The 23640-nt window shown below is 38.3% G+C and carries 21 protein-coding genes; 7 read left to right on the top strand and 14 right to left on the bottom strand.

Translation table 11 applies throughout. The annotated features are described in order from the left end of the window. Positions 1–36 precede the first annotated feature (36 nt). The 7 genes from cutC (at position 37) to MNY66_RS01650 (ending at position 7233) form a co-directional block, all read left to right on the top strand. Positions 37–3471: a choline trimethylamine-lyase gene (cutC, locus tag MNY66_RS01680; RefSeq protein WP_241501316.1), complete on the top strand. Its 3435-nt coding sequence runs from the start codon at positions 37–39 to the stop codon at positions 3469–3471. Between the two features lie 97 nt (positions 3472–3568). Further along, the gene (gene cutD / locus MNY66_RS01675; RefSeq protein WP_241501315.1) at positions 3569–4519 is read left to right on the top strand and encodes a choline TMA-lyase-activating enzyme; all 951 of its coding nucleotides are present in this window, start codon (positions 3569–3571) and stop codon (positions 4517–4519) included. Between the two features lie 13 nt (positions 4520–4532). Next, entirely contained in the window at positions 4533–4988 is a 456-nt protein-coding gene (locus tag MNY66_RS01670; RefSeq protein ID WP_241501314.1) for a BMC domain-containing protein, read from the top strand. Continuing rightward, positions 4985–5629 carry a phosphate propanoyltransferase gene (locus MNY66_RS01665; protein WP_241501313.1) on the top strand — a complete coding sequence of 215 codons (645 nt, stop codon included), beginning with the start codon at positions 4985–4987 and terminating at the stop codon, positions 5627–5629. The genes MNY66_RS01670 and MNY66_RS01665 overlap by 4 nt, the downstream gene beginning before the upstream one ends. 15 nt (positions 5630–5644) lie before the next feature. Further along, positions 5645–6379: a hypothetical protein gene (locus tag MNY66_RS01660; protein WP_241501312.1), complete on the top strand. Its 735-nt coding sequence runs from the start codon at positions 5645–5647 to the stop codon at positions 6377–6379. Positions 6380–6467: 88 nt separating this feature from the next. After that, positions 6468–6890, top strand: a complete 423-nt coding sequence (locus MNY66_RS01655; protein WP_053907047.1) for a DMT family transporter — start codon at positions 6468–6470, stop codon at positions 6888–6890. 16 nt (positions 6891–6906) lie between these two features. Next, complete coding sequence (locus tag MNY66_RS01650) at positions 6907–7233, top strand: DMT family transporter (protein WP_047255990.1); 327 nt, start codon at positions 6907–6909, stop codon at positions 7231–7233. 164 nt (positions 7234–7397) lie between these two features. Here MNY66_RS01650 and potD read toward each other — a convergent pair whose 3' ends face one another. The 14 genes from potD to MNY66_RS01580 all read right to left on the bottom strand — a co-directional run bounded on the left by potD (position 7398) and on the right by MNY66_RS01580 (position 23634). Next, positions 7398–8450 carry a spermidine/putrescine ABC transporter substrate-binding protein PotD gene (gene potD / locus MNY66_RS01645; protein ID WP_047255989.1) on the bottom strand — a complete coding sequence of 351 codons (1053 nt, stop codon included), beginning with the start codon at positions 8448–8450 and terminating at the stop codon, positions 7398–7400. Positions 8451–8582: 132 nt separating this feature from the next. Further along, positions 8583–9362: a spermidine/putrescine ABC transporter permease PotC gene (gene potC, locus MNY66_RS01640; RefSeq protein ID WP_047255988.1), complete on the bottom strand. Its 780-nt coding sequence runs from the start codon at positions 9360–9362 to the stop codon at positions 8583–8585. Further along, positions 9359–10219 (bottom strand): spermidine/putrescine ABC transporter permease PotB, encoded by an 861-nt coding sequence (potB, locus tag MNY66_RS01635; RefSeq protein WP_241501311.1) that lies wholly within the window; start codon positions 10217–10219, stop codon positions 9359–9361. Before potB ends, potC begins: the two co-directional genes overlap by 4 nt. Next, positions 10209–11318 carry a spermidine/putrescine ABC transporter ATP-binding protein PotA gene (gene potA / locus MNY66_RS01630; RefSeq protein WP_241501310.1) on the bottom strand — a complete coding sequence of 370 codons (1110 nt, stop codon included), beginning with the start codon at positions 11316–11318 and terminating at the stop codon, positions 10209–10211. Before potA ends, potB begins: the two co-directional genes overlap by 11 nt. Before the next feature lie 723 nt (positions 11319–12041). Next, positions 12042–13007, bottom strand: coding sequence for a fimbrial protein (locus MNY66_RS01625; protein ID WP_047255985.1), 966 nt, complete (start codon positions 13005–13007; stop codon positions 12042–12044). 15 nt (positions 13008–13022) lie between these two features. Beyond that, positions 13023–13574: a fimbrial protein gene (locus MNY66_RS01620; RefSeq protein WP_231637024.1), complete on the bottom strand. Its 552-nt coding sequence runs from the start codon at positions 13572–13574 to the stop codon at positions 13023–13025. Positions 13575–13585: 11 nt separating this feature from the next. Then, positions 13586–14314 carry a fimbrial biogenesis chaperone gene (locus tag MNY66_RS01615; RefSeq protein ID WP_241501309.1) on the bottom strand — a complete coding sequence of 243 codons (729 nt, stop codon included), beginning with the start codon at positions 14312–14314 and terminating at the stop codon, positions 13586–13588. A gap of 11 nt (positions 14315–14325) precedes the next feature. Then, positions 14326–16821, bottom strand: coding sequence for a fimbria/pilus outer membrane usher protein (locus MNY66_RS01610; protein ID WP_241501308.1), 2496 nt, complete (start codon positions 16819–16821; stop codon positions 14326–14328). An 83-nt stretch (positions 16822–16904) separates the two neighbouring features. Beyond that, a complete protein-coding gene (locus MNY66_RS01605) occupies positions 16905–17474 on the bottom strand; it encodes a fimbrial protein (RefSeq protein ID WP_241501307.1) in 570 nt (189 codons plus the stop codon). Between the two features lie 123 nt (positions 17475–17597). Next, positions 17598–17870: a helix-turn-helix domain-containing protein gene (locus tag MNY66_RS01600; protein ID WP_241501306.1), complete on the bottom strand. Its 273-nt coding sequence runs from the start codon at positions 17868–17870 to the stop codon at positions 17598–17600. Positions 17871–19336: 1466 nt separating this feature from the next. Then, positions 19337–20572 (bottom strand): aromatic amino acid transport family protein, encoded by a 1236-nt coding sequence (locus MNY66_RS01595; RefSeq protein ID WP_241501305.1) that lies wholly within the window; start codon positions 20570–20572, stop codon positions 19337–19339. Between the two features lie 372 nt (positions 20573–20944). Further along, on the bottom strand, positions 20945–21700 hold the full coding sequence (locus MNY66_RS01590) for an iron ABC transporter ATP-binding protein (protein WP_047254768.1): 756 nt from the start codon (positions 21698–21700) through the stop codon (positions 20945–20947). A 1-nt stretch (position 21701) separates the two neighbouring features. Next, entirely contained in the window at positions 21702–22685 is a 984-nt protein-coding gene (locus MNY66_RS01585; protein WP_047254767.1) for an iron chelate uptake ABC transporter family permease subunit, read from the bottom strand. Next, entirely contained in the window at positions 22672–23634 is a 963-nt protein-coding gene (locus MNY66_RS01580) for an ABC transporter permease (RefSeq protein WP_241501304.1), read from the bottom strand. Before MNY66_RS01580 ends, MNY66_RS01585 begins: the two co-directional genes overlap by 14 nt. Between the last annotated feature and the right edge of the window lie 6 nt (positions 23635–23640).

The following is a 23640-nucleotide window of genomic DNA, read 5'->3' as shown; positions in this document are numbered from 1 at the left end:
TTGGGGCAGTCAAAGAAGAATATCAGGAGAGCCAATATGGCCAAATACTCTTTAACGCCACGCGTGAAAATGCTGGCAGAACGTTTAGTTTCACGTAACAGTTCAATCAGTACCGAACGTGCGAACATTCTCAGTGCCTTCAATGGCGAGATTGCCGGTGTTCCACAGGCTATCAAACCTGCACAACGTTTTTATGAATTAATCAAAAATTTACCGCCTTTTATTGCCCAAGACGAATTGATTATCGGCAGTCAGTCATCCACCCCTCGTGCCGCTATTTTTCATACCGAAGATGAGCTAAAAAGCCCTTCTATCTTTAACTTCCTGGCGGGCGATAATGCCACACCGTCGCCAGACTATATGGCGGTGATCAGCCAAGGCTACGGTGCGATTAAATATCAATTAGAAAACCGTGTCCGCAATATTGGCAGTGCAGTGAATCGTAGCAGTATGGACGAAGCTAATTTGGGTCGCGCGGCAATTTATGCCTGCGATGCCGCCAGCTATTTTGCTCAATCTTTAGCACGCCAAGCTGAAAATCAAGCTAACGCAGAAAGCAATCCATACCGCAAAGCAGAATTACACGATAGTGCGGTGGTATTAGCTAAAATCGCCACGGGCCCAGCAGAAAACTTCAAACAGGCCTGCCAAGCCTTTTACCTGTTCCAATTGATGCTACACCTCGAAAATGGCAGCTATGCGGTCAATCCTGTCGGCTTTGATAAGGCACTTTATCCTTATTATCAACGTGATATCGATGCAGGCCACTTAACACCCACCCAAGCGTATGAATGGATTGAAAATCTGTGGTTAAAACTGGCAGAGCTTTCTGAAGTGCGTACCACTAAACTGATCGACGGCTATCCGATGTTTGATGCCATGCTCCATGGCGCATACCTGCATGATCCACGTGTTTGCATCAATCCATTGTCTGAAATGCTGTTATCTGCCCAACAAAATTTGGCGATAATCCCCGGCTTACCGCAAGTACGCTTGTACAATGGACACGCTTCTGCTCAGCCTCAATATTCAACCGCCAACGCACCTTATATTGCCCCCGCACAGACCCCCGATAGCCAACCTTTCAACGTCATGGAAGGGCTAACTCCAAGAATGCAGCGCCTGCGTAACAATTATTTAGAAGCGCGCCCAAGTGTTTCTATTTATCGCGCCATAACCTTCACCGAAGTCGTACGTGATAATCCAGGATTACCGGCTATTTTGCTGCGCGCAAAAGCCTTCCGTAAAGCCTGCGAAACGGCACCTATCTTAATTCAAGATGAAGAGCTAATTGTCGGTCATCCATGTGGTAAAGCACGTGCCGGCGCATTCTCGCCAGATATCGCCTGGCGCTGGGTACGAGACGAATTAGACACCATGAGCACCCGCCCACAAGATCCTTTTATCATTTCAGAAGAAGATAAAAAAGTGATCCGCGAAGAGATCGTCCCGTTCTGGGAAGGTCGTTCTCTGGACGAAATCTGTGAAGCGCAATACCGTGAAGCCGGCGTATGGGCGTTCAGCGGCGAAACCTTTGTCAGCGACTTGTCTTATCACCAAATCAATGGTGGCGGCGATACGTGTCCGGGCTATGACGTGTTGTTATTCACCAAAGGGATGAATGGCATTAAAGCCGAGGCCCATCAAAAATTATCTGAACTCAGCATGGAAAACCCTGAGGATATCGACCGTATCTACTTCTACAAAGCGGCGATTGAAACCTGTGAAGGCGTAGTGGCTTATGCCCATCGCATCGCAGCGCATGCCCGTGAATTAGCCGCAAAAGAAAATGATCCAGTTCGCCGCGCAGAATTATTAACTATTGCCGAAGTTAACCAAAATGTGCCGGCTAACCCACCAAAAACACTGCAAGAAGCTTTGCAAAGCGTCTGGACAGTAGAATCTCTATTTGAAGTTGAAGAAAACCAAACAGGGCTGTCACTTGGTCGCCTCGACCAATATTGCTACCCGATGTATCGCGCCGATATTGATTCAGGCCGCATCACGGAACAGCAAGCGCAAGAAATGATGCAAGCATTCATTCTGAAATGTGCGGAATTAATGTGGATGTCCAGTGAGTTAGGTGCAAAATATTTTGCAGGTTATCAACCCTTTATCAACCTGACTATCGGTGGACAAAAACGGACAGGCGGCGATGCTTGTAACGATTTGACCTACCTCATTATGGACGCTGTACGTTTTATCAAAGTATATCAGCCTTCTTTGGCGTGCCGTATTCATAACCAATCACCACAAAAATATATGGAAAAAATTGTCGATGTGGTGAAAGCCGGTATGGGTTTTCCTGCCTGTCACTTTGATGATTCACATATCAAAATGATGCTGCGTAAAGGCTTTGATTTTGAAGATGCGCGTGACTATTGCTTGATGGGATGTGTTGAACCGCAAAAATCAGGCCGTATTTATCAATGGACATCAACTGGTTATACCCAATGGCCTATCGCTATTGAATTTGTATTAAATCGAGGTCGCATGGTGTTATTTGATAGCTATCAAGGGCTGGATACCGGGGATTTAACTTCTCTGAAAACCTTTGCTGACTTTGATAATGCGGTCAAACAACAGATTGCTCATATTATTCGTCTTTCGGCTATCGGAACGGTGATCAGCCAGCGTGTTCATCGTGATGTCGCGCCTAAGCCATTGATGTCTCTGATGGTTGAAGGCTGTATGGAACAAGGTAAAGATGTCGCTGCCGGCGGGGCAATGATTAACCATGGCCCTGGGCTCATTTTCTCCGGTTTGGCTACCTATGTCGATTCCATGGCGGCGATTCGTAAACTGGTTTACGAAGATAAAAAATACACTTTAGAGCAAATTCGCGACGGTCTATTAGCCAACTTCGAAGGCTATGAAGAGCTACGCAGAGACTGCCTGAACACCCCGAAATTCGGTAACGATGATAACTATGCCGATGATTTTGCTCTGGATATTACCGAGTGGACAGAAAAAGAATGCCGTAAATACAAAATGCTCTATTCCACCTTGAGCCACGGAACTTTGTCTATCTCCAACAATACCCCGATTGGTGAATTAACCGCCGCAACACCGAACGGTCGTCTGGCTTGGATGCCGCTGTCTGATGGTATCAGCCCAACCCAAGGCGCGGATAAACAAGGCCCAACCGCAGTGATTAAATCCGTCAGTAAAATGAACGTTGAAACCATGAATATCGGCATGGTGCATAACTTCAAATTCCTCAAAGGGTTACTCGATACGCCTGAAGGCCGCAACGGATTAATTACCCTGCTAAGAACCGCATCAATCTTAGGTAATGGTCAAATGCAGTTCAGCTATGTCGATAACGAAGTGCTGAAAAAAGCTCAAGCAGAGCCAGAAAAATACCGCGACTTGATTGTTCGAGTTGCCGGTTATAGCGCCTACTTTGTTGAATTATGTAAAGAAGTTCAGGATGAAATCATCAGCCGTACCGTGATTGAAAAATTCTAACCATCCACAAGGGGCAAGCTATTCGCCCCTATTCTCGCCATTATTATCGCGAGGTTGTACAGGCAAGGATGCCTGATACCGATTAAGGAGAGCTAAAATGGAAGCAGCGCAGGAAACCCAAGGCCGAATATTCAATATCCAGAAATATTCTATTTATGATGGAGATGGAATACGCACCCTGATTTTTTTAAAAGGCTGCAATATTCGTTGCCCATGGTGTGCTAATCCTGAAGGCCTGAGCAGCGATTTCCAAGTGATGTTTTCGCACGACAAATGCGTCAATTGTGGCAAATGTGTCGATGTCTGCCCCGCCGGTGTTCACTACACCACTCTTAACGGCCAAGGTGAAAAAATTCACCAAATCGATCGCGCTGTAGATTGTATTGGCTGCCGTAAATGCGAAGAGGTGTGTATCTCTGGCGCACTCGACATCATGGGCAAAGATATGACCGTCAGCCAACTGATGGACGTCATTATGCAAGATTATGATTTCTATATTTCTTCAGGGGGTGGCGTCACTATCGGTGGCGGAGAAATGAGCTTACAGACTGATTTCGCTGTTGAATTATTTAAAGCCTGTAAAAGCATGATGATCAATACCGCGGTTGAAACCCAAGGGACGACAAATCCAGAAAATTATAAAAAACTCGCCGCCGTCACCGATCTGTTTTTATATGACATCAAACACATCGATAGCCAACAGCATAAACAGTTGTTTGGTATCGGCAATGAAAACGTTCTAAAAAATCTCGACTATTTGGTCAATGCCGGCGCAAATATTGTCGTCCGTATGCCATTGATCCGCGGTTATAACGACTCATATGACGCCATCACTGGGGCATTCGAGCATGTCATTAAGCTGGCGGAAAAAGGCAATATTAAACGTATCGAAGTGCTTCCTTATCATCAGCTTGGCCGCACCAAATATGAAAAGCTCGATATGATTTATCCAATTAAACAAGACTTGAGCTACAGCGATGAAGAATTAGAACAACTAGAACATTTCTTCAAAAATTATGATTTCGATATCCGTCTAATCCGTCACTAAACAGGAGTGAATAATGAATAGCTTGGGCGTCATTGAAACCCGTGGACTCACCGCCGCCATCCATGCCGCAGATGCCGCGTGTAAAGCAGCCAGCGTAGAAATTATAGGCTATCGTAAAATAGGTTCCGGGCTAGTTTCCATCTGTTTTCAAGGGGAAATCAGCGCAGTACGCACCGCCATCGATAGCGGAATTGCCGTGGTTAACCCGGCGGAATTAGTGGTCGGTAGCTTAGTTATCGCTCGCCCTGAAAGCCACGTGATCCAGCATCTTAACCTGACCAATCAGCATCAATTTTTTGCTCAGCCTGCGTCTCAATCGACGCTCAGTACTGAAAAAAATCCCACGCCTCCAGCACCCGCTGAATTATTTGAATCGGCAGAAATAGCTGAAGTGAAGCCAATAGAGCCTGAACTAATTAAACCCGATCAGCGAGGCAAAGCTGAAGTTCGTAAAGGTAAAAAACAATGATTAATCAATTGCTAATGAGCAAAATTAACGCGCGTTTACCTTTACAACATAACGTTAATATTGCGCAAGGGAAAATCGCCATTCCGGTCGGGATCTCTAATCGACATGTGCATCTTTCACGCCAAGATATTGATGTTCTGTTTGGTCAAGGCTATCAATTAACCCCGCTGAAAGAGCTAAAACAACCGGGACAATATGCTGCAAAAGAGTGTGTTTTAGTCGTGGGCTCGAAGGGTTCTCTGAGCAAAGTTCGAGTGCTGGGGCCCGAGCGTTCAACAAGCCAATTAGAAATTTCAAAAGCAGATTGCTACGCGCTCGGAGTTAAAGCGCCGGTACGAGGCTCTGGCGATCTTGCGGGATCTGGCGATGCATTATTAGTCGGTCCTGCGGGGCATACTCATCTCACCTCGCAAGTTATTTGCGCGCAGCGTCATATTCATATGAGCACACTGGATGCACGTTCACTTAATGTCACGGACGGTCAAACCGTGCAGGTAAAAAGTGAGGGGCTACGCAGTCTCGTATTTGATCAAGTCGTTATCCGTGTCAGCCCACACTTTACCTTAGAGTTTCATATTGATACCGATGAGGCAAATGCGGCCGGTTTAAGCAACAACGACAGTGTTTTTATTGTTAGCTAATCAGTGAGGTGCGATGTGGATAATCAACTGTTTGAACAACTGGTTAATCAAATTATGCAGCGCTTTCAGCCCAAAGTATTGTTGGTACTGACTGCCGCCAGCGGTTACCAACATGAGATTTATCAACGCCTGAAGCAATGCAATCGCTGTCATTTTTCGCTGTATATCGCCGAGAATGCCCGCCATATCCATAGCCTAGAGCAATGGGATCAGTTAGGCGAGGTCATTAATCCTGAGCAAGCTACTCTGGCGACCTGCCTTGCTCAGTACCAACATTTATTTATTCCTTTTATGGATTTTTCCACACTGGGGGATTTAGCCAATGGGCTGTTTAATCGGCAAGAAACACAACTTATTCATGCCGCCTTAATGCAAAATATAAACATCATCGCATTAGCCTATAACTGCTCGCCTACGAGTGAATTAAATACACTCTTAGGTATGAATAAAAATACGGCCCATAACCAACTTATCCAGAAAAATATAGAGCAATTAATCGGCTCAGGTATTGATTTTTGTTCGTTACCTGATGCAGAACACAAATTAACGTCTCATCAGACTTATTCTGAGAAACCTTATTTTGATAAATCAGGCTACCCTGACCAAAAATCAGAAATAGCGCCAATAACAGAACAGCGTTATATCACATTAAACGATGTCATGAATAACCCTGGAGAATATAACTCAACACGTTCAAAACTCACTGACTCGGCGATAGATTATTTAAAGAATTTAAAAAGTAAATCTTAATACTCGGCATAAATACGGTGGCATAAGTTAAATAATATATATGCCACGTTAAATATAACGAAAAATTCAATAATCAGGAGTAAATGTAATGTCACCCAAAAAGAAAGCTTGGCTGTGGATGCTATTAGTTATTGTTTCTGAAACATCAGCAACATCAACATTAAAAATGTTTGATAATAGTGAAGGAATGACCAAAACATTTTTATTAGGATTAATTATTCTATTATATATAGTCTGTTATTTTTCATTATCAAAAGCAGTAAAAAATATTCCTGTGGGGTTGGCCTATGCGACTTGGTCCGGTACCGGTATTCTGGTGGTATCCACCTTGGGTATGGCATTCTATGGTCAGCACCCTGATACCGCGGCTATCGTCGGTATGGCGATCATTGCTAGTGGCATTGTTATCATGAATCTATTTTCTAAAATGGGTGCTGAAGAAGAAGAGCCTGTCGCTGTCAGCGATGATGTTACTGTCACCCCCGCGTTAAATAAAAAAGCAATTCATTAATTAAAAGGAATATTTTATGTTTACCGGTTTTTTATGGCTTGCACTCTCTATTGGTTCCGAAATTACGGGTACCTCAATGATTAAAAAAACCAATAGTTTCAGTAAACTCGCACCATCTATTCTGGTGGTTATTGCTTATTGCTTATGTTATTTCGCCCTAACTCGCGCAATGGATTATATTCCGGTCGGCGTGGCTTATTCTTTATGGTGTGGTTTTGGTATTGTCGGGGTAACTATTTTATCGATGATTTTATATAAACAAAAACCCGATGTTCCTGCTGTATTTGCTATGGCACTTATTATTACCGGCGGAATTATTATGAATGCGTTCTCTACGCTATAATTAAAATTAATAATATACGATATAATATATAAAGTTAATTCTCTGTATAATAAACTTTATATTTATTAATATCGATTAATCGATAGAGATTAATACACTTCAAATAGCGATATCCTCGTCAGATATCGCTATTTTTATTTTCAGATTAATTGATTTTAATTCAATTAGCGTGAAGCTTTTAATTGCTGAAAATAATTTTCATATAAAATATTTGCATCGCCAACATCATCCTGCCACTCTCCCTGCTCTATAATTGATTGATCAGGATATAACGATTGATCTTGCTGTAATTCTTGCGGCAGCATCGCTTTGGCTTTTTTATTTGGGGTCGGATAACCGATAGACTCAGCTACTTGGGCTGCAATTTCAGGGCGCAGTAAAAAGTTAATCAATTTATGCGCACCTTCGGTATTTTTAGCATTCGCCGGAATGGCTAAACTGTCCATCCAGAAAATACCGCCTTCTTTTGGCCAAATAGTTTCGATACTAGCGCCCGCCTCACGAGCTACAAATGCCGAACCATTCCACAACATTCCCACATCAATCTCACCTTCCATAAAAGGATTGGCCGGGTTATCGGAATTAAAAGCTAATACGTTTGGCATTAATTTTTGTAATTCATGATACGCTTCTTCGATCTGTTTTGGATCTTTAGTATTGCCTGAATAACCCAGTTTTAATAACGCCATCTGAAAAACTTCACGCGCATCATCGGTCAATAGTAGGCTATCTTTATATTGTGGTTTCCATAAATCTGCCCATGAAGTGATACTGGCAGGGTCTATTTCACTGTTATTTATACCGATTGCCGTCGCGCCCCAAATATAGGGAACTGAATAATCATTTTGTGGATCAAAATCTTTGTGCAGCAAGCTCGGGTCTAGATTATCAAAATTGCTGAGTTTGCTTTTATCGATTTTTTGCAGCATCCCTTCTTTGCTCATTTTGGCAATAAAATAAGTGGATGGTACCACTAAATCGTAGGCTCCCTCTTTATAGGTTTTCAGCTTGGTGTACATGCTTTCATTGGATTCATAAGTGGAGTAAATCACTTTAATCCCTGTCTCTTTAGTAAACTGTTCAAGCAAGCCTGGCGGAACGTATTCAGTCCAGTTATAAAAATACAGCACATTCTTGGCGTTATCATCAGCGGCAGTCGCTGAACCAATACCGACGGCCATGATGCCGGCAGCGAGAAGATAGGACCACTTTTTCATATAACGTTTCCTTCAACGGTTAATAGACTCGTCATGCTCTAGCCTACAGAGTCACACCATAGCGACTTGATATCCTTTGATACCTCATAGGTATCAATCCATGTGATAAACGATAACAAGACGCCCTATCGATTAATGACTTTTCAGCCGATCACGTAATACCCACTGGCTTAATATTACTAATACTAATGACAATAACAGCAAGATGGTGGCTAATGCATTGACCTCTGGCGAGACCCCAACTTTTACCATCGAGTAAATTTTTAACGGTAGAATTTCATAGCTTGGTCCGGTCACAAATGACGAAACCACCACATCGTCCATCGACAATGTAAAACTTAATAACCAGCCGGCAATCACTGCGGGTAAGGCTAAAGGTAAAATTATTTTGCGCAAAATAGTCCATTCCCCCGCCCCTAAATCTCTTGCCGCTTCTAACATCTTCACGTCAAAATCTTTTAAGCGAGAATAAACGGTAACTACCACAAACGGCAGGCAAAAAGTAATATGAGAAAATAATAATGACCAAAAACCCAAAGATATTCCCAATAACATAAACAGTACTAATAACGAAATCGCCATGACTATGTCTGGTGACATCATCACCACAAATAACATCCCGCTGACAAACGGCTTACCTTTGAAACGATACCGATATAAAGCCACTGCGGTCAACGAACCGATAACGGTCGCGAAGGTTGCGGAAAGTACCGCCATGGTTAATGAATGCCCCGCAGCTTGCAGCAGGCTATCGTTATTCATCAATAAGCCATACCACTGGGTTGAGAACCCTTGCCAATTAATACCAAAGCGAGATTTATTGAATGAATTAACCACCAGCAGAATGATGGGAATATACAAATAAGCATAGACGATGGTCATAAAGCCACTACGCAAAATACGCCCTATCATCCCAAGTCTCCTTTCTTGTGCAGCAATTTACTGGCGCGATAATACACGAACAGTAATAGCCCCATCGCCAGTGTCAGTACTATGCTAGTCGCTGCACCAAATGGCCAATCGCGAATATTTAGGAACTGGCTTTTTATCACATTACCAATCAACAGATTTTTTGATCCGCCCATTAAATCAGAGACATAAAACAGCCCCATCGCAGGCAGCAACACCAATAAACACCCGGCAATAATCCCCGGCATAGTGAGTGGAATAATGATACGAATAAAGGTTTGGAATTTATTAGCCCCTAAATCCCTTGCGGCTTCAAGGCAAGGTTTATCTAACTTTTCGAGGCTAGAATATAGCGGCATCACCATGAAAGGTAATAAAATATACACCAAGCCCAACACCACGGCTTCCGAGGTATACATCAAGCGAAATGGTTTGTCGATCAGTCCAATCCATAACAGAAATTCATTCATATAGCCTTTGGTACTGAGGAAGACTTTAAGGCCATAAATACGGATCAGTGAATTAGTCCAGAACGGGACTATCAACAAAAACAGCATCAAGGGTTGCAGTTTTTTCGGTAAACGCGCCAAAATAAACGCAAAAGGATAGCCAATTAGCAAACAACACAGCGTGGCAATTACCGCCATATTCAAGGAATGCAACATCACCTTGCCATATAGAGGATCAAACAATCGCGTATAGTTATCCCAAGTGAAAATCATTTGCACTAAATTGGCGTCATCACGGGTCAAAAAGCTGGTACCGATAATCATGAGATTCGGCATAAAAACAAACAGCAATAACCAAGTGACCACACCAATGATCACTATGTTCTGTAATAACTTACGTTTATTGAACATCGGCCAACACCACCTCCCAGCTGTCTACCCAAGTCACGGCAATTTTTTGATTCAACGAATGATCAACATCAGGATCATCTTCATTGAAAAATTCACTGACCATAACCATTTTGCCATTCTCCATTTCAACCACAGAGTCTAGCGTCATGCCTTTATAGTTGCGTTCACGCACATATCCAATTAATCCTGGCACATGTTCGCTATCATGAATTTCTTCAACTCGTAAATCTTCCGGTCTTAACAGGACTTTGACCGATTGCCCTGGGGTAACATTCAGCTCAGTGTAGATATCGCATTCATGCCCTTCGACCCGTGCACGGATCTTTTTATCATCAATACGATACAGAACGGTAGTATCAAAAATATTAATTTCGCCGATAAATTGTGCCACAAACAGGTTTTTAGGCTCCTCATAAATTTCACGCGGTGTGCCATCCTGTTCAATATGCCCAGCTTGCATCACCAAAATACGATCAGACATAGCCAAGGCTTCTTCTTGGTCATGTGTAACAAATATAAAGGTAATATCGAGCTGACGTTGCAGTGCTTTTAACTCATTTTGCATCTGCTTACGCAATTTATAATCCAGTGCCGATAACGATTCATCAAGCAGCAGCACTTTGGGCTTATTAACCACCGCCCGAGCAATCGCCACGCGCTGTTGTTGTCCCCCGGATAATTGGTTCGGCCTACGCTGAGAAAAAGCTTCCAACTGCACCATACGTAAGGCTTCTTCAACCCGAGGTGCAATTTCATGTGCCGGTAATTTTTGCATTTTTAAACCAAATGCAACGTTTTCATACACCGTCATATGCGGAAATAGAGCGTAACTCTGAAAGACGGTATTCACGCAACGCTGCTCTGCCGGAATATCGGTAATATCCTGTCCATCCAGAATAAGCGTACCGCTATCAACATCTTCGAGCCCGGCAATTAAGCGAAGAACCGTAGTTTTACCACAACCGGAGGGACCTAAAATCGTCAGGAATTCACCATGATTAATTTTCAGGTCGAGCTGTGAAATGATATTTTTGCCATCGAACCCTTTGCTAACCGCTTTGAGTTCAACTAGTGGTGTGTGAGAGGTTTTCTCAGTCATTTATGCTATCACTCTATCCCTTACAAGAATGCAGATAGAACCGCTACAGGAAAAAGACTGTAATAAGCTTCGGAGGTGATTAACGCCTCTCCAGAGAAGCCCAAAACCAGTAGCGCCAATTGAATTACTACGAAGCGGGCATAATAAACGCAGTTTGATGAAATTGAAAGCTGGATCACAGAAAATTTGTATTTTTTTAATGTGGTTAACTTATTATTTATTAACCAATAAACGCATCTAAAACATTAAGTTAAATTGGATAATTATAGAATATAGCCTAAAAAACATTTTTTTATTGAGAGGCCTCTACTATTGATTAATAATCATTGATGACTCACCGTTTATAGCCTAAATAATCTAATAATAAAATTAATTTTTTTATTTTAAATCAAAAGATTAATTAGATATTCATCTAATGATGACCTATACAACTGCCAAATGAAGATAATTACCGTTTGACTATAAAATAACCCTGATTACAAACTTCATATCTATTTGTTTTAAATCAATTTATAATAATTTTATTCTGCCTAAGCAGCTATTATATTTTTTATTAGCTTCATTTATACCCGTAAAATATAATATCTCTCTATTAAGATCATTAGGGGCGATTATTTATTATCAATAAAAAAATTAGATTGCATAAAATACACACATAAAAAAGGGCAGATAATTATCTGCCCTTCAAAAATGCTCTCAATTAATACGCTATACAATCATCAATTAATAATAATTAATTTTCACCACGGTAGAAGCACTAAAGGGCCCGGTTGTCACTTTACTGACTCTCTTCACTGAGGCGGTGTATTGACGGGTAACTTCCGTCGCACCAGAGGGTAAATTTCCGAAAAATTGAAAATAATTAAACTTAACTTTATTATTATCGCTATCTAGAATAGTCAAATTAGTCCCATTCTTTAAATTTATAGCTGAATTACCATTTAACGGATCATTAGTTTCAAAGTTAACATTTAATGAAAAGTTATCCAGACAGCCTCTTTTTACCGCTTGAATTTGAAAACTCTTATTAAACGCCTGATTCTGATCTAAATCTGTCACCAGCAATTGGCCAAAATCTATTTGTTGAGTCTCTGGATAGACTTTAATATCCGCCCCACATTTAAGAAAACGGATCCCACGTAATCCCGAAACAGAATAACGTAAATTCTTGGCTCCGGGGATTTTATTCAGCCCTAAGCTCCCGTCAAATTGAAATACGGTAAATTTATCATCCCCAGTATAAGAGCCCGATTGAGGTACTTTACCTGTCACTTTAACATACAAAACAAATGTAATAGTAAAGGTAACACTTTGACCAGGATAAATCGGATTAGTGCCGGTACTCACACGCTGTTCATTTTTTTCTAGCTCTTGTCCATTATAGCGAGCCCCTAATAATAACCCCTCACCTAAAGACTGTGAGGTCGGGTTAAAATACATATAAACCACATCGCCTTTCTTGGTTTGTACATTATTACAATAGACAGTTACTGTTAGTGGGTTTGATTCCCAGATTATCGTCCCCTGTTCCATATCGGAAGGTATAGCTAATTGACCAACAGGTACAGGGGGTTTAATAACCACATTGGTTCCTGCTTCAACGCAATCTAATGCCATTACGGGTAAACTACATAATAACAATAATGTGGCCGAAAGAATGCTTGTTATATTAATGCGTAATTTTATCATTATGCCCCATCCCAATTATAGATAATCAATATTTAGTCTGATCTGACTGCGTATATTACCCAGGATTAATTCATTTTTAGGAAGATAGCTTTCCAGCATGGAATACAAAATAATTTGCTGATTATGATCAAATTTCACTGGATAATTTCGAAACTCGCCATTGGGTATTTCATGTCCTTTTTCATCCAGTAATCGAATACCAAAACCGTTTAGTAAACTCTGACCACCAAATAAATTGGGATCGGTACTTTTTGTTGGCTCCGCAATAAACATTAATCTCACCACAGGTTCACGATCATTGCGTAAATATGATGGAAAAATACAATCATCAAATTTTAATCGTATTTTTTTAGCCGGACTACGATCGCCAATTTGTTGAAAAAAATTAAGTGAAATAGGCCCTAAATCAATATTTTGATCAAGTGAAGATAAACTTATTTTACAGGGCAATGAAACGATACTCCCTCTAAAATTAACATCTCCTTTTAACATGCTGCTGTCCGCAAAAAGATATTTGGGACTAAAAAAAAGCATGATAAAAAATAAAGAAATAGGTAACTTTTTCACTTTGACACATCCTATTTATTTTCTGCAGATAACTGACACATAACTGCAGTACAATTATAAGTAAGCATTTTCAGTCCACCATAATCATCCATATAACCAAGATATAATTTAGCAAACGGTGATGTTGGAACAGTGACTGTTTCTTGAGATAACGGAGAAATCATTACACTCTCAAATCCTGGAAAATTGCCTTTTTCATTACTGCTTAAATAACCGAGTGTAATATAAAACTTAGATGGGTTATCTAATGTTAATTTACTGCCATTACGACTAATATTTAAATCCTTAGCCCAGACTTTATCACTATTATTAATAATTGTTGCCGGCCGATAAAACATTTTTAACCGGCTCTGAATAGCAATTTGCACGACATTTTCTTTTTCAGAGGTAGGGGGGATCTCACGTACATTTAAATAAAATAGAGATTCCCTATCTTGAGGTAATTGATTAATTCCTTCTGTTTTAATTATTTTAATCTGATTTTTAGCTCCAGGCTCAACTCGCTGCATTGGCGGTAACACGGTAAAAGGTTCGGAAATTTTTTCTCCTTGGCTATTTTCAATCCATGATTGCGCCAAATAAGGTGACGTTTTACTTTGATTATTAATCACTAAACTTACAGACTTATCCTTGCCCGGAAATATAATCCTTGTGCGATCAATATTAATTGCTGCTGTCGAATATTGTGAAGTCAACAATAAACATGACAACAAAAACATAGCTATATTTTTATGATGCATAATTTTTTCCATTAGTTACAAGGGATTAATAATTTAGAATTCATATTATTGGTTAATTCAGCCATATTTAGCTGACACTGATTCTGTTGATTATTCCATTTAATAATATAAGTATTTTCATGATTAATACCGGTTAAATAAACAATGCCATTCTCGCCAATAATACCTACTTCTCTTCCTGACTCTTGCTCAATAACACTAGTTCCTAATGGTGGATACTTTCCATTGGCTAATCGAATAACGGCCAGAATACGTCGTCCTTGGTTGGCATTAATTTTTTGATAACCAATCGCTCCTTCCGTTAAGGTTTTTGCAATCATATTATCGCTAATATCAATATCGTCAGGTAGAGTATTCATATCAATATAAACATCTGAGTTAGTAAAACTATTCAGACTCGTGGCGACACCGATACCAAATCTATTAGTTACAGATTCATTATTATTAATCGATATACCACCAACACCATCACTATCCACCATTATACGCGGCTCATTATTAGTCGCATTTCGATGTAATGCAGCGCCATATTTGGTCATTGTCATCGAACCATACCAACTTCCCCCCAATGCGCGGTAGGAATTAGTATTCTCAGCGCCATTAACATTCAGAACCCCATAAGCAGAAGAATATTGATAATTACCACTAATATTCGGTTCACCTCGACCTAATTCACGCTTATCACCACCGGCACGAAGACTCCAATAACTATTGTCAATATTTTTACTGTAATAGGCGACTGACTGACCGACTGTTTTACCGCCATCAGAATATTGAGCATCGTAACTCACCGAACTGCCACCTTCTATTGGTAAAGAAAGAGAAAAATATAGCTGGTTGTCGTCGGTTTCTCGGTATTTAATCCTGTTAGCCGATAATGTGGCTGATATATTACGAATATTTCCTAAATTAAATATTTTACTCAAGCTTAAACCAAAGCTGGTGCTGGAATCGTTATCCCAATATTGGTGATGAGATGCATTGAGATATAACGTAATATCCAGTGGATCGATATATTGATTAAATGATGCCGTATAAACATTTTTATCTCGACGCATATCTAACTGACCATTAAGCCCATCGATATATTGCGGCATGGTAATAAATTCTTTCTCGGAGAATTTATATCCCGCAAACGTCAATTGCGATTGCGTTGATTCAAAACGCTTCGAATAGTTTAATCGATAACTGTTACCTGAATAATTTCCATATTGGCTAAACTTGGCTTGCGTCCGAGTAATATCAAATGACATTGCGCCAAAATTATTCATATTTTGACCAATACCTAAATTAATCGCACGGTATTTATCATTATCTATAGTCGCAATCAATCCACCAAATAATGAGGTATTACTTAATATCCCATACGAAGCTTCCGCAGCCATAAATCGCGGATCATGTTTATTCGAACGGCCAAAAGGATCTGTTTTTCCCAATGTCAGTTTATACAACAACTGCCCTTGTCGAGTTAAAAAAGGTAATGAAGCAGCTGTAATTTGATAATTTACTTTTGAACCATCTTCTTCTTCAATAGTAACGTCTAACGTCCCTTGAACAGCGTCAGTGATATCCTGTATCAAAAACGGACCGGGAGCGACTTTAGTTTGTTTAATAATTCGACCATGCTGTGATATAATAACGGTCGCATTGGTCTTAGCGATACCGGTCACCTGTGGCGCATACCCACGAAGTGAAGGCGGTAACATTCGATTATCGCTAAATAATGTAGCCCCCAGAAAACGGAAACTTTCAAAAACATCCGTTTTTAAATAGGATTCACCCAGTAAAATTTTAGAACCAATTTTAGGCAAGGCTCTAAAAGCATAAATTTGAGTCCAATCGAACCGTTGGTTAGTCAACGTATTAGAACGATTATATTGATACTGATAATCAGCTCGAAAACGCCAAGCCCCTAAATTTACCCCCGCAGTCCCATTACTGCTGGCACTGAATGTTTCGCTACTATTTTTAGGCGCAAGATAATTAACAAATAAATTGTAATCGAGAATAAAGCCTGTAATCCCATTATCCCACTGTGATGGTGGAACCCAATAAGGATCATCATATTCTAACCATGCCTGAGGTATAGAAAAAAGAATACTCTGCAAAGCTTTATCGAAACGAACCTGTATCCCTTCCTTCTCAGTTAAATTTACACACTGCCCCTCATTCCAAAGTGGGAATTCTTTTTCTATCTCTGGTTTAAGATCAAATAATTTAACTATTTCAGGCGTAATACAAGGCGATGTTTCACCATTTGAATCTTCAATAAAGCGAATTAAATATTGGCCTGAAAGTTTTCGTCCATTAAGGGTAATATCAGAAAGGTATTCACCCACCGGAATATAATCAGGATTAGAAAATTGAGTTAAATCGATATTATCTCTATCTTTGGCATCGATAATATTAACATTAAACTCAACTGCTTTTATCGGCATAGATGCCAACATCAATGCCGATAAAACCACAACTGTATTTATCAATTTAGCACGATGTATAAATAGCATAATAAGTCCTGATAAATAAAATGCAGGAACAAAATAAAGGAATAACAGGCAATATATATTGCCTGTTATTCTACTTACTAATCTTATAAATAGTTCAGAGCATAAGTTGCTTGAGCAATAATACTACCTGTTTCAACTTTTTTACCATTAGCTTCAACACGAGCACTAAATGCTAATTTATTTGGGCCATCAACTAATGGAATTGCAATACTTGTTCCACCAACAGCCATAGTATTACCATCCGCATTAATTAAACGAACGCCTACACCACGAGAAGTACCAGTATTAACTAATAGATCGGTTTTATCTGCATCTGGTGTACCAGAGAAAGTAACTTTAACTTTGCTTACTGCTGGGAATAAAGGATCAGCACCTTCACCAACCCCTGGAACTTCAGCTAAATCACAATTTTCTAGTGCAATATTATATTGAACACTTTGGCTATATTTATTGCCTGTTTCTAATACTTTATTTGCAACTTGTCCTAAGTCAACATTAACAGTGCCATCACCAGGTAATGAGCAAGGCGCATTAATAACTTTACCGGTAAAGTTAATTACGCCAGTCCCTTGGTCAACAGTTGCAGCATTAGCAGCAATAGTAGAGAAAGAAGATGCAATAATCGCAGCCAAAGCAATTTTAGAGAATTTCATATTATTTTCCTATTGTAGAATAGACGACTAACGTGATTAATATCTAATAACTAACTTACTAATGTTATTAGATAAATTTAGAGTAATTTAATATAAACCACATAATTACCAATTAAATTACATTCATATGAAAAAAATTTCGTTATTTATCTTTTGTTCCAACAAACTATCTTTATCTAAAGATAACTCTTCACTTAATAATTGATTTATGGTTGTATCTAATGCTTTTGCTAAAATAAATAAACCTTCTAAGGTAATAGAACATTCTCCTCGTTCATAGCGAGAGATTTGCTGTTGACTCATTCCAATAATGTTAGCCAACTGAACTCCAGAAAATCCGAGCTCTTTTCTACGCAATCTAATTTTCCTACCCACATATTTATTTATATTTTTCATAATTACGTAGCCTGAGTTAAAAAATTTATAAATTAAATTAAAACAACCCATAAAAATATAATTTACGAAAGGAAGCCTATAAAAAAAATAAAATTTTATTTATATGAATATATAATTTCACTCATTTTATTAACATAGAATTTATTTAATATTAAAAATACCCGTCTGAATCAATTTAATTCGATTATAGATTTTAATCTTTGAATGTAAAACTGTTTATATCGATAGATTTACTATCTAATGTTAGGTATAGGCTATCAAAAACAGATCATCGATTGGAGATATCTAAAAACAACACTTACGATAAGTGAAAATACCCATCAAATAATAAATAGCTTATATTAAGAAAAATATAACCACTTGATAATTAAAAGTTTAATATTGAGCGTCGACAATTGATAATAGAAATGTAACAGGTTATATGGCAGAACCACTTATAAATGGACCAAATTAAAGTAAATATAATTTATCCAATTGATTTATATAGTAAAAAAAACTCAAATATAATTAATAATATTTAATAAAACTTATTATTAATCCCTCACTATAATTACCACTGACAATAGTTAAAATAAAATGACAATCTTTTATTTATTTAATATAAAATTTATAACGAATTATTTATGATAAACCAAACAATAACTTCCGATAAAAAAAACAAAAAACAACACAACATAACTAGCTTAAACACGCATTACGAGTAATACATAGATTGAAACCCTTATTAGAATGCATAAAAAATAACTTACTTATACTAAATACAGAAATTAACTCGATAAATATAATTCCAAAAAATTAAATTTATCTTTAATTTCAATCAGATAAAAATGTTATTATTCCCAATAAAATATTACAAATTGTAAATTCGATGGTCTATATATGATTATTTTTTCCATTTATCTTTAATGAAAAAATAAAAAAATATCAGTTTTTAGTAAAAAAAGTATAAATATTCAATTTTCTATTTTGTTATAATGACATAAAGCAATAATAACTTATATAAATTACATGCTATAATAAACCAATCTCTTACACTATTTTTAATATAAATTAAACAAGTAAAATCCTCAGATAAAACAATCATGATAGGTTCATATGAAAATATAAATGATTTTTAATAATCAATTAAACCCTACAATGTTAAACAATCAAAACCAAAGTAATAATTATGTATACAAAAATAGATTAAATTAAACATTTTATGTTAATTTTTAGTGTATTGATTAAGAGGGGAACTAGCAGAGCATCAAATAAAAACTGTAAAGTTAACCTTGACAGAATTAACCATCTTAATATTTCATCAAATAAAGATAACTTATTAAGTTAAACTTAGGCTAAACCTGATAAAAAATACTAAAAAGCCCCTAAACAATAATCTAATCTGCTTAGAGGCTCATTATGTTTATCTTCGTATCACATTAATCCAATAACCGAGCTGATTGCAGCAACCTAAGATAAATACTCAGTTATAGCGCACCATAAATTACAGAAGTAATAGATGCTAAACCACACACCACCGTAAATATTTGAGCAAATGTCGAGGTTCTATATTTAGCCATTGCAGGTACTTTACGCATAGCAAATACTGGTAAAATAAATAGAATTGCGGCAATCATCGGTGCCCCCATAGTCTCAATCATATCGAGAATACTTGGGTTTTTAATTGCCACAATCCAAGTTGTCAGAACGATGAAAATCATCGAACCTTTTCGAATTTTACTCACTGAAGCTGAAGAATGAGATTTAACTAGTCCGACTAAACCTTCATGCGCACCAAGGAAGTGTCCAAAATAACTTGAAACAATTGCAGCAAAAGCAATAATCGGGCCTAAATAAATAACAATTGGTGATGCATGCACATTAGCAATATAAGAAAGAACACTGATATTCTGTTCTTTTGCCGCAATCAACTGTTCAGGTGTTAATGATAAAACCACAGAGAAAACAAAAAACATCACGAAGCCTGTCAGCATCATCGCGGCACCACCGGTGATCATATCGGTTTTAATCACTGCTTGGTCACCATACATTTGACGATGATCTTTAGTAAACTGGCTAATAATCGGACTATGATTAAATGAGAATACAATTAATGGAATAGCCATCCAGACAATAACAGGTAATGTGCTCCAATCTGGTGTCACTTCCACCATCGAAGTATTCCATTCAGGAATGAGGTACAGAGATAACGCTAATAGAATAAAGACTAATGGATAAACCATCATAGAAGTAACTTTTAGCATTAACTCACGACCAAAAATAACCCCTGCTGTCATCGCTGAGATTAACACGCCAGATAATAACCAGCGAGGTAATGGATCTAAACCAACTTGGTTTACTAAAAATGAATCAACAGTATTAGTAATACCGACACCGTAAATCAATACTATAGGATAAATAGCAAAGAAATAAGCAAACGTGATAATGTTTGCCCCAATCTTACCAAAATGCTCTTCCACGGTATCAGTAATATCTGCGTTAGGATTTTTGGCTGATAATACAAATCTAGCCAACCCTTTATGTGCCAACCAAATCATAGGCGTCGCTAGCAATGCCAAAATAACTAGCGGCCAAAAACCGCCCGCTCCCGCTTTAATCGGTAAGAAAAGAACCCCCGCACCAACGGCGGTTCCAAAGAGAGACAGTACCCAAGTAAAATCCTGATAAGTCCACTTCTTTACTGGCTTATTTGTCGTTTTCATATCGCTCTATATTAATGTTAGTTTAGGTTCGAAAAAAGATTGGGCGATTCTGCAACAATTCGAATCAATAGCACAGATAAATCTGAATATTTATTGTAGATTTCTGGCTTAGCTCTCAAAAATATATTAATAAAAATATTTTGGAACAAAATGTAATAGATTGTATTTTTTATAGTTTATAATTTCTCACTATTATTTAACCCAAAAGTTAAATCAATTGATTAATTAATTTCTAATAATAAGCAATATAAACTGTTATTTTAACATTTTTTATAAAATACCGATTCTAACCCAAGATAAACTAATAAGCAGATAAATGAGCGACAAAAAAATGATACCTATACATTGGTATCATTTTTAGATATTCCAAATTTAGTAATATAATGCAATCAAATTGTTATCTAATTTTCTAACCTCAACGGGGGTATCGAAGATATCTTCGATAATCTCAGACTTCATTATTTGTTGTGGCGTACCGTGGTAAGATAATTCCCCTGATCTCATGGCGATAATTTGGTCAGAATACACCGAAGCAAAATTAATATCATGGATAACCAAAATAATTGTCTTACCTAGTTCGTCCGCTGCTCGGCGTAATAACTTCATCATTATCACCGCATGCTTCATATCAAGATTGTTAAGTGGCTCATCTAAAAGAACATATTGCGTATTCTGACAAAGTACCATAGCCACATATGCGCGCTGTCGCTGCCCACCAGATAACTCATCTAAATAACGATATCGTAGTTCGGTCAAATTCAAAAATGACAATGATTCATCAATTTTTTGTTTATCTTCAATATTTAAACGGCCTTTAGTATACGGATAGCGACCAAATCCAACCAATTCTTCAACCGTTAAACGACTAGCAAATTGGTTTTCTTGGCGTAATACCGACAAGCAAGTAGCCAATTTATCGCTGGCCGTGGTAACCACATCAAAGTCATTAACTTTAACAAAGCCAGTATCCGCCATTAATAAACGGCCAATAATCGATAGTAGCGTTGATTTTCCCGCCCCATTCGGACCAATAATGGAGGTAATCCCTCCCTTTTTAATCGTCGTAGTGATGTTATCTAAGACTTTAGTATCCTGATAACTCTTCGATATCTGATTAATTTCAATCATACTAAAACCTTTTTAATACCATATAGATAAAGAATATCCCACCGATAAACTCAATAACTACCGATAAGGTTCCTGCCATATGTAGACCATATTCAAGAATTAACTGGCCGCCAATTAACGCAATAACGCCCAATAAAAAAGATACAGGGAGAAGATATCGATGCTGACTACTGCCGCTAATAAAATAGGCTAAATTAGCAACCATAAGGCCAAGAAACGTTAATGGCCCCACCAAGGCGGTAGAAATAGCAACTAAAATAGAAATGAGTAATAAGATAACTGTAATTTGTTGCCGATAATTGATACCTAAGTTAACTGCGTTAGCCTGCCCCAATGCCAAGACATCAAAGCAATAGCGCATCCGCCACAATAAAATACCCACCACAATGGTAATGATTAAAGTAAATAAAATAAGCTCAGGCGCTGCTCGCGTAAAAGTAGCAAACATACGGCCTTGTAAAATTGAAAACTCATTCGGATCCATCAAACGCTGCAATAACGTTGCAGTACTACGAAATAATGTTCCGAGGATAATCCCTATCATTAGTACCATGTTGATATTTAATTTTGCTGAAATAAATAACCAGCGATATAACAATACGGAGAACAAAACTAATAATGAAGATTCGAGCATAAACTTACCGATATTCAGCGCCCATGAAGCCGGGAAACTGTCGGTATAAAAAACAAATATAGTTTGTAATAAAACAAATAAAGCCTCTAACCCCATAATAGAAGGGGTTAATATTTTATTATTGGCTATAGTCTGGAATAATACTGTCGACACTCCAGAAGCAAAAGCCACCAGGATCATCGTCAATACAATATATCCACGATGTGGTAAAATATAAGCTAAATTATTGCCCAGATTAATGGTCATAAAAAGGATTATCGCCACTATTGCACAAATCAATAAGATGCCTATCCGCTGCTTTGGACTAATCTTTTTTTTATGAAATACAGCTAATACATTAACTTTTTGCATGACGTTGTTGCTTTAATAATAAGAAGAGAAAAATAACCGCACCTAAAGCACCAAGAATAACACTGGCTGGGATCTCAAATGGATAGCGAACTAGACGACCAATAATATCGCATAGCAGTACTAGCCCTCCCCCCGCCAGACAAATCCATGGCAACGTTTTACGTATATTATCGCCCATCACTAAGCTAATTAGATTAGGAACAATCAGGCCTAAGAAAGGTAAAGCACCAACAACTACCACCACAACACCACTAATTAAGGCTATAATCGATAATCCAATAGTCATTACCTTACGGTAATTCAGGCCTACATTAATGGCGAATTCACGCCCCATCCCCGCGACAGTAAAACTATCCGCAATCCAACAAGCGATTAAGGTAAGCAACCCAACCAACCATAATAATTCGTATCGACCTTGCAAAATACTGGAAAAATCACCGCTCATCCAAGCGCCGAGAGATTGTAATAAATCAAAATAAAAAGCTGTAAATAACGTCAACGCACTAATCACCGCACCTAACATAATTCCCACTAACGGAACAATTAACGCTGATTTTAAAATAACGCGACGCAATAACAGCATAAATAACATAGTGCCCATCAAAGCAAATAAACTGGCCACTACCATCTTGGTCATAATACTGGCTGCAGGAAATAACACCATCACCAATAATAACCCCAAGCTGGCAGATTGTGTGGTTCCGGCTAAAGAGGGTTCAACAAACCTATTTTGGGTTAATAGCTGCATGATCAACCCGGCGACACTCATAGCGCTACCGGCTAAGATCAAAGACACGGTTCGAGGAATCCGGCTGATAAAAAAGATATCCTGCATTTCAGGATCAGTGAATAGATCAACGGGTGAAACATCACCCGCTCCTATAAATAAACTTATCAGCGCTAATATCAGTAGGCCAATAATACCGAAAAATAAATAAAACGTTTTCATAAGCTT

It is taken from the genome of Moellerella wisconsensis, assembly GCF_022592395.1.
GTDB classification, from domain to species: Bacteria; Pseudomonadota; Gammaproteobacteria; order Enterobacterales; family Enterobacteriaceae; genus Moellerella; species Moellerella wisconsensis.
Note: the sequence above shows the minus strand (reverse complement) of the source record. Positions and strands in the feature narration are given on the sequence as shown.

Coding starts and splice junctions, on each gene's coding strand:
- cutC (WP_241501316.1), top strand. CDS start 37: ATGGCCAAATACTCTTTAACGCCACGCGTGAAAATGCTGGCAGAACGT.
- cutD (WP_241501315.1), top strand. CDS start 3,569: ATGGAAGCAGCGCAGGAAACCCAAGGCCGAATATTCAATATCCAGAAA.
- MNY66_RS01670 (WP_241501314.1), top strand. CDS start 4,533: ATGAATAGCTTGGGCGTCATTGAAACCCGTGGACTCACCGCCGCCATC.
- MNY66_RS01665 (WP_241501313.1), top strand. CDS start 4,985: ATGATTAATCAATTGCTAATGAGCAAAATTAACGCGCGTTTACCTTTA.
- MNY66_RS01655 (WP_053907047.1), top strand. CDS start 6,468: ATGTCACCCAAAAAGAAAGCTTGGCTGTGGATGCTATTAGTTATTGTT.
- MNY66_RS01650 (WP_047255990.1), top strand. CDS start 6,907: ATGTTTACCGGTTTTTTATGGCTTGCACTCTCTATTGGTTCCGAAATT.
- potD (WP_047255989.1), bottom strand. CDS start 8,450: ATGAAAAAGTGGTCCTATCTTCTCGCTGCCGGCATCATGGCCGTCGGT.
- potC (WP_047255988.1), bottom strand. CDS start 9,362: ATGATAGGGCGTATTTTGCGTAGTGGCTTTATGACCATCGTCTATGCT.
- potB (WP_241501311.1), bottom strand. CDS start 10,219: ATGTTCAATAAACGTAAGTTATTACAGAACATAGTGATCATTGGTGTG.
- potA (WP_241501310.1), bottom strand. CDS start 11,318: ATGACTGAGAAAACCTCTCACACACCACTAGTTGAACTCAAAGCGGTT.
- MNY66_RS01625 (WP_047255985.1), bottom strand. CDS start 13,007: ATGATAAAATTACGCATTAATATAACAAGCATTCTTTCGGCCACATTA.
- MNY66_RS01615 (WP_241501309.1), bottom strand. CDS start 14,314: ATGCATCATAAAAATATAGCTATGTTTTTGTTGTCATGTTTATTGTTG.
- MNY66_RS01610 (WP_241501308.1), bottom strand. CDS start 16,821: ATGCTATTTATACATCGTGCTAAATTGATAAATACAGTTGTGGTTTTA.
- MNY66_RS01605 (WP_241501307.1), bottom strand. CDS start 17,474: ATGAAATTCTCTAAAATTGCTTTGGCTGCGATTATTGCATCTTCTTTC.
- MNY66_RS01600 (WP_241501306.1), bottom strand. CDS start 17,870: ATGAAAAATATAAATAAATATGTGGGTAGGAAAATTAGATTGCGTAGA.
- MNY66_RS01595 (WP_241501305.1), bottom strand. CDS start 20,572: ATGAAAACGACAAATAAGCCAGTAAAGAAGTGGACTTATCAGGATTTT.
- MNY66_RS01590 (WP_047254768.1), bottom strand. CDS start 21,700: ATGATTGAAATTAATCAGATATCGAAGAGTTATCAGGATACTAAAGTC.
- MNY66_RS01585 (WP_047254767.1), bottom strand. CDS start 22,685: ATGCAAAAAGTTAATGTATTAGCTGTATTTCATAAAAAAAAGATTAGT.
- MNY66_RS01580 (WP_241501304.1), bottom strand. CDS start 23,634: ATGAAAACGTTTTATTTATTTTTCGGTATTATTGGCCTACTGATATTA.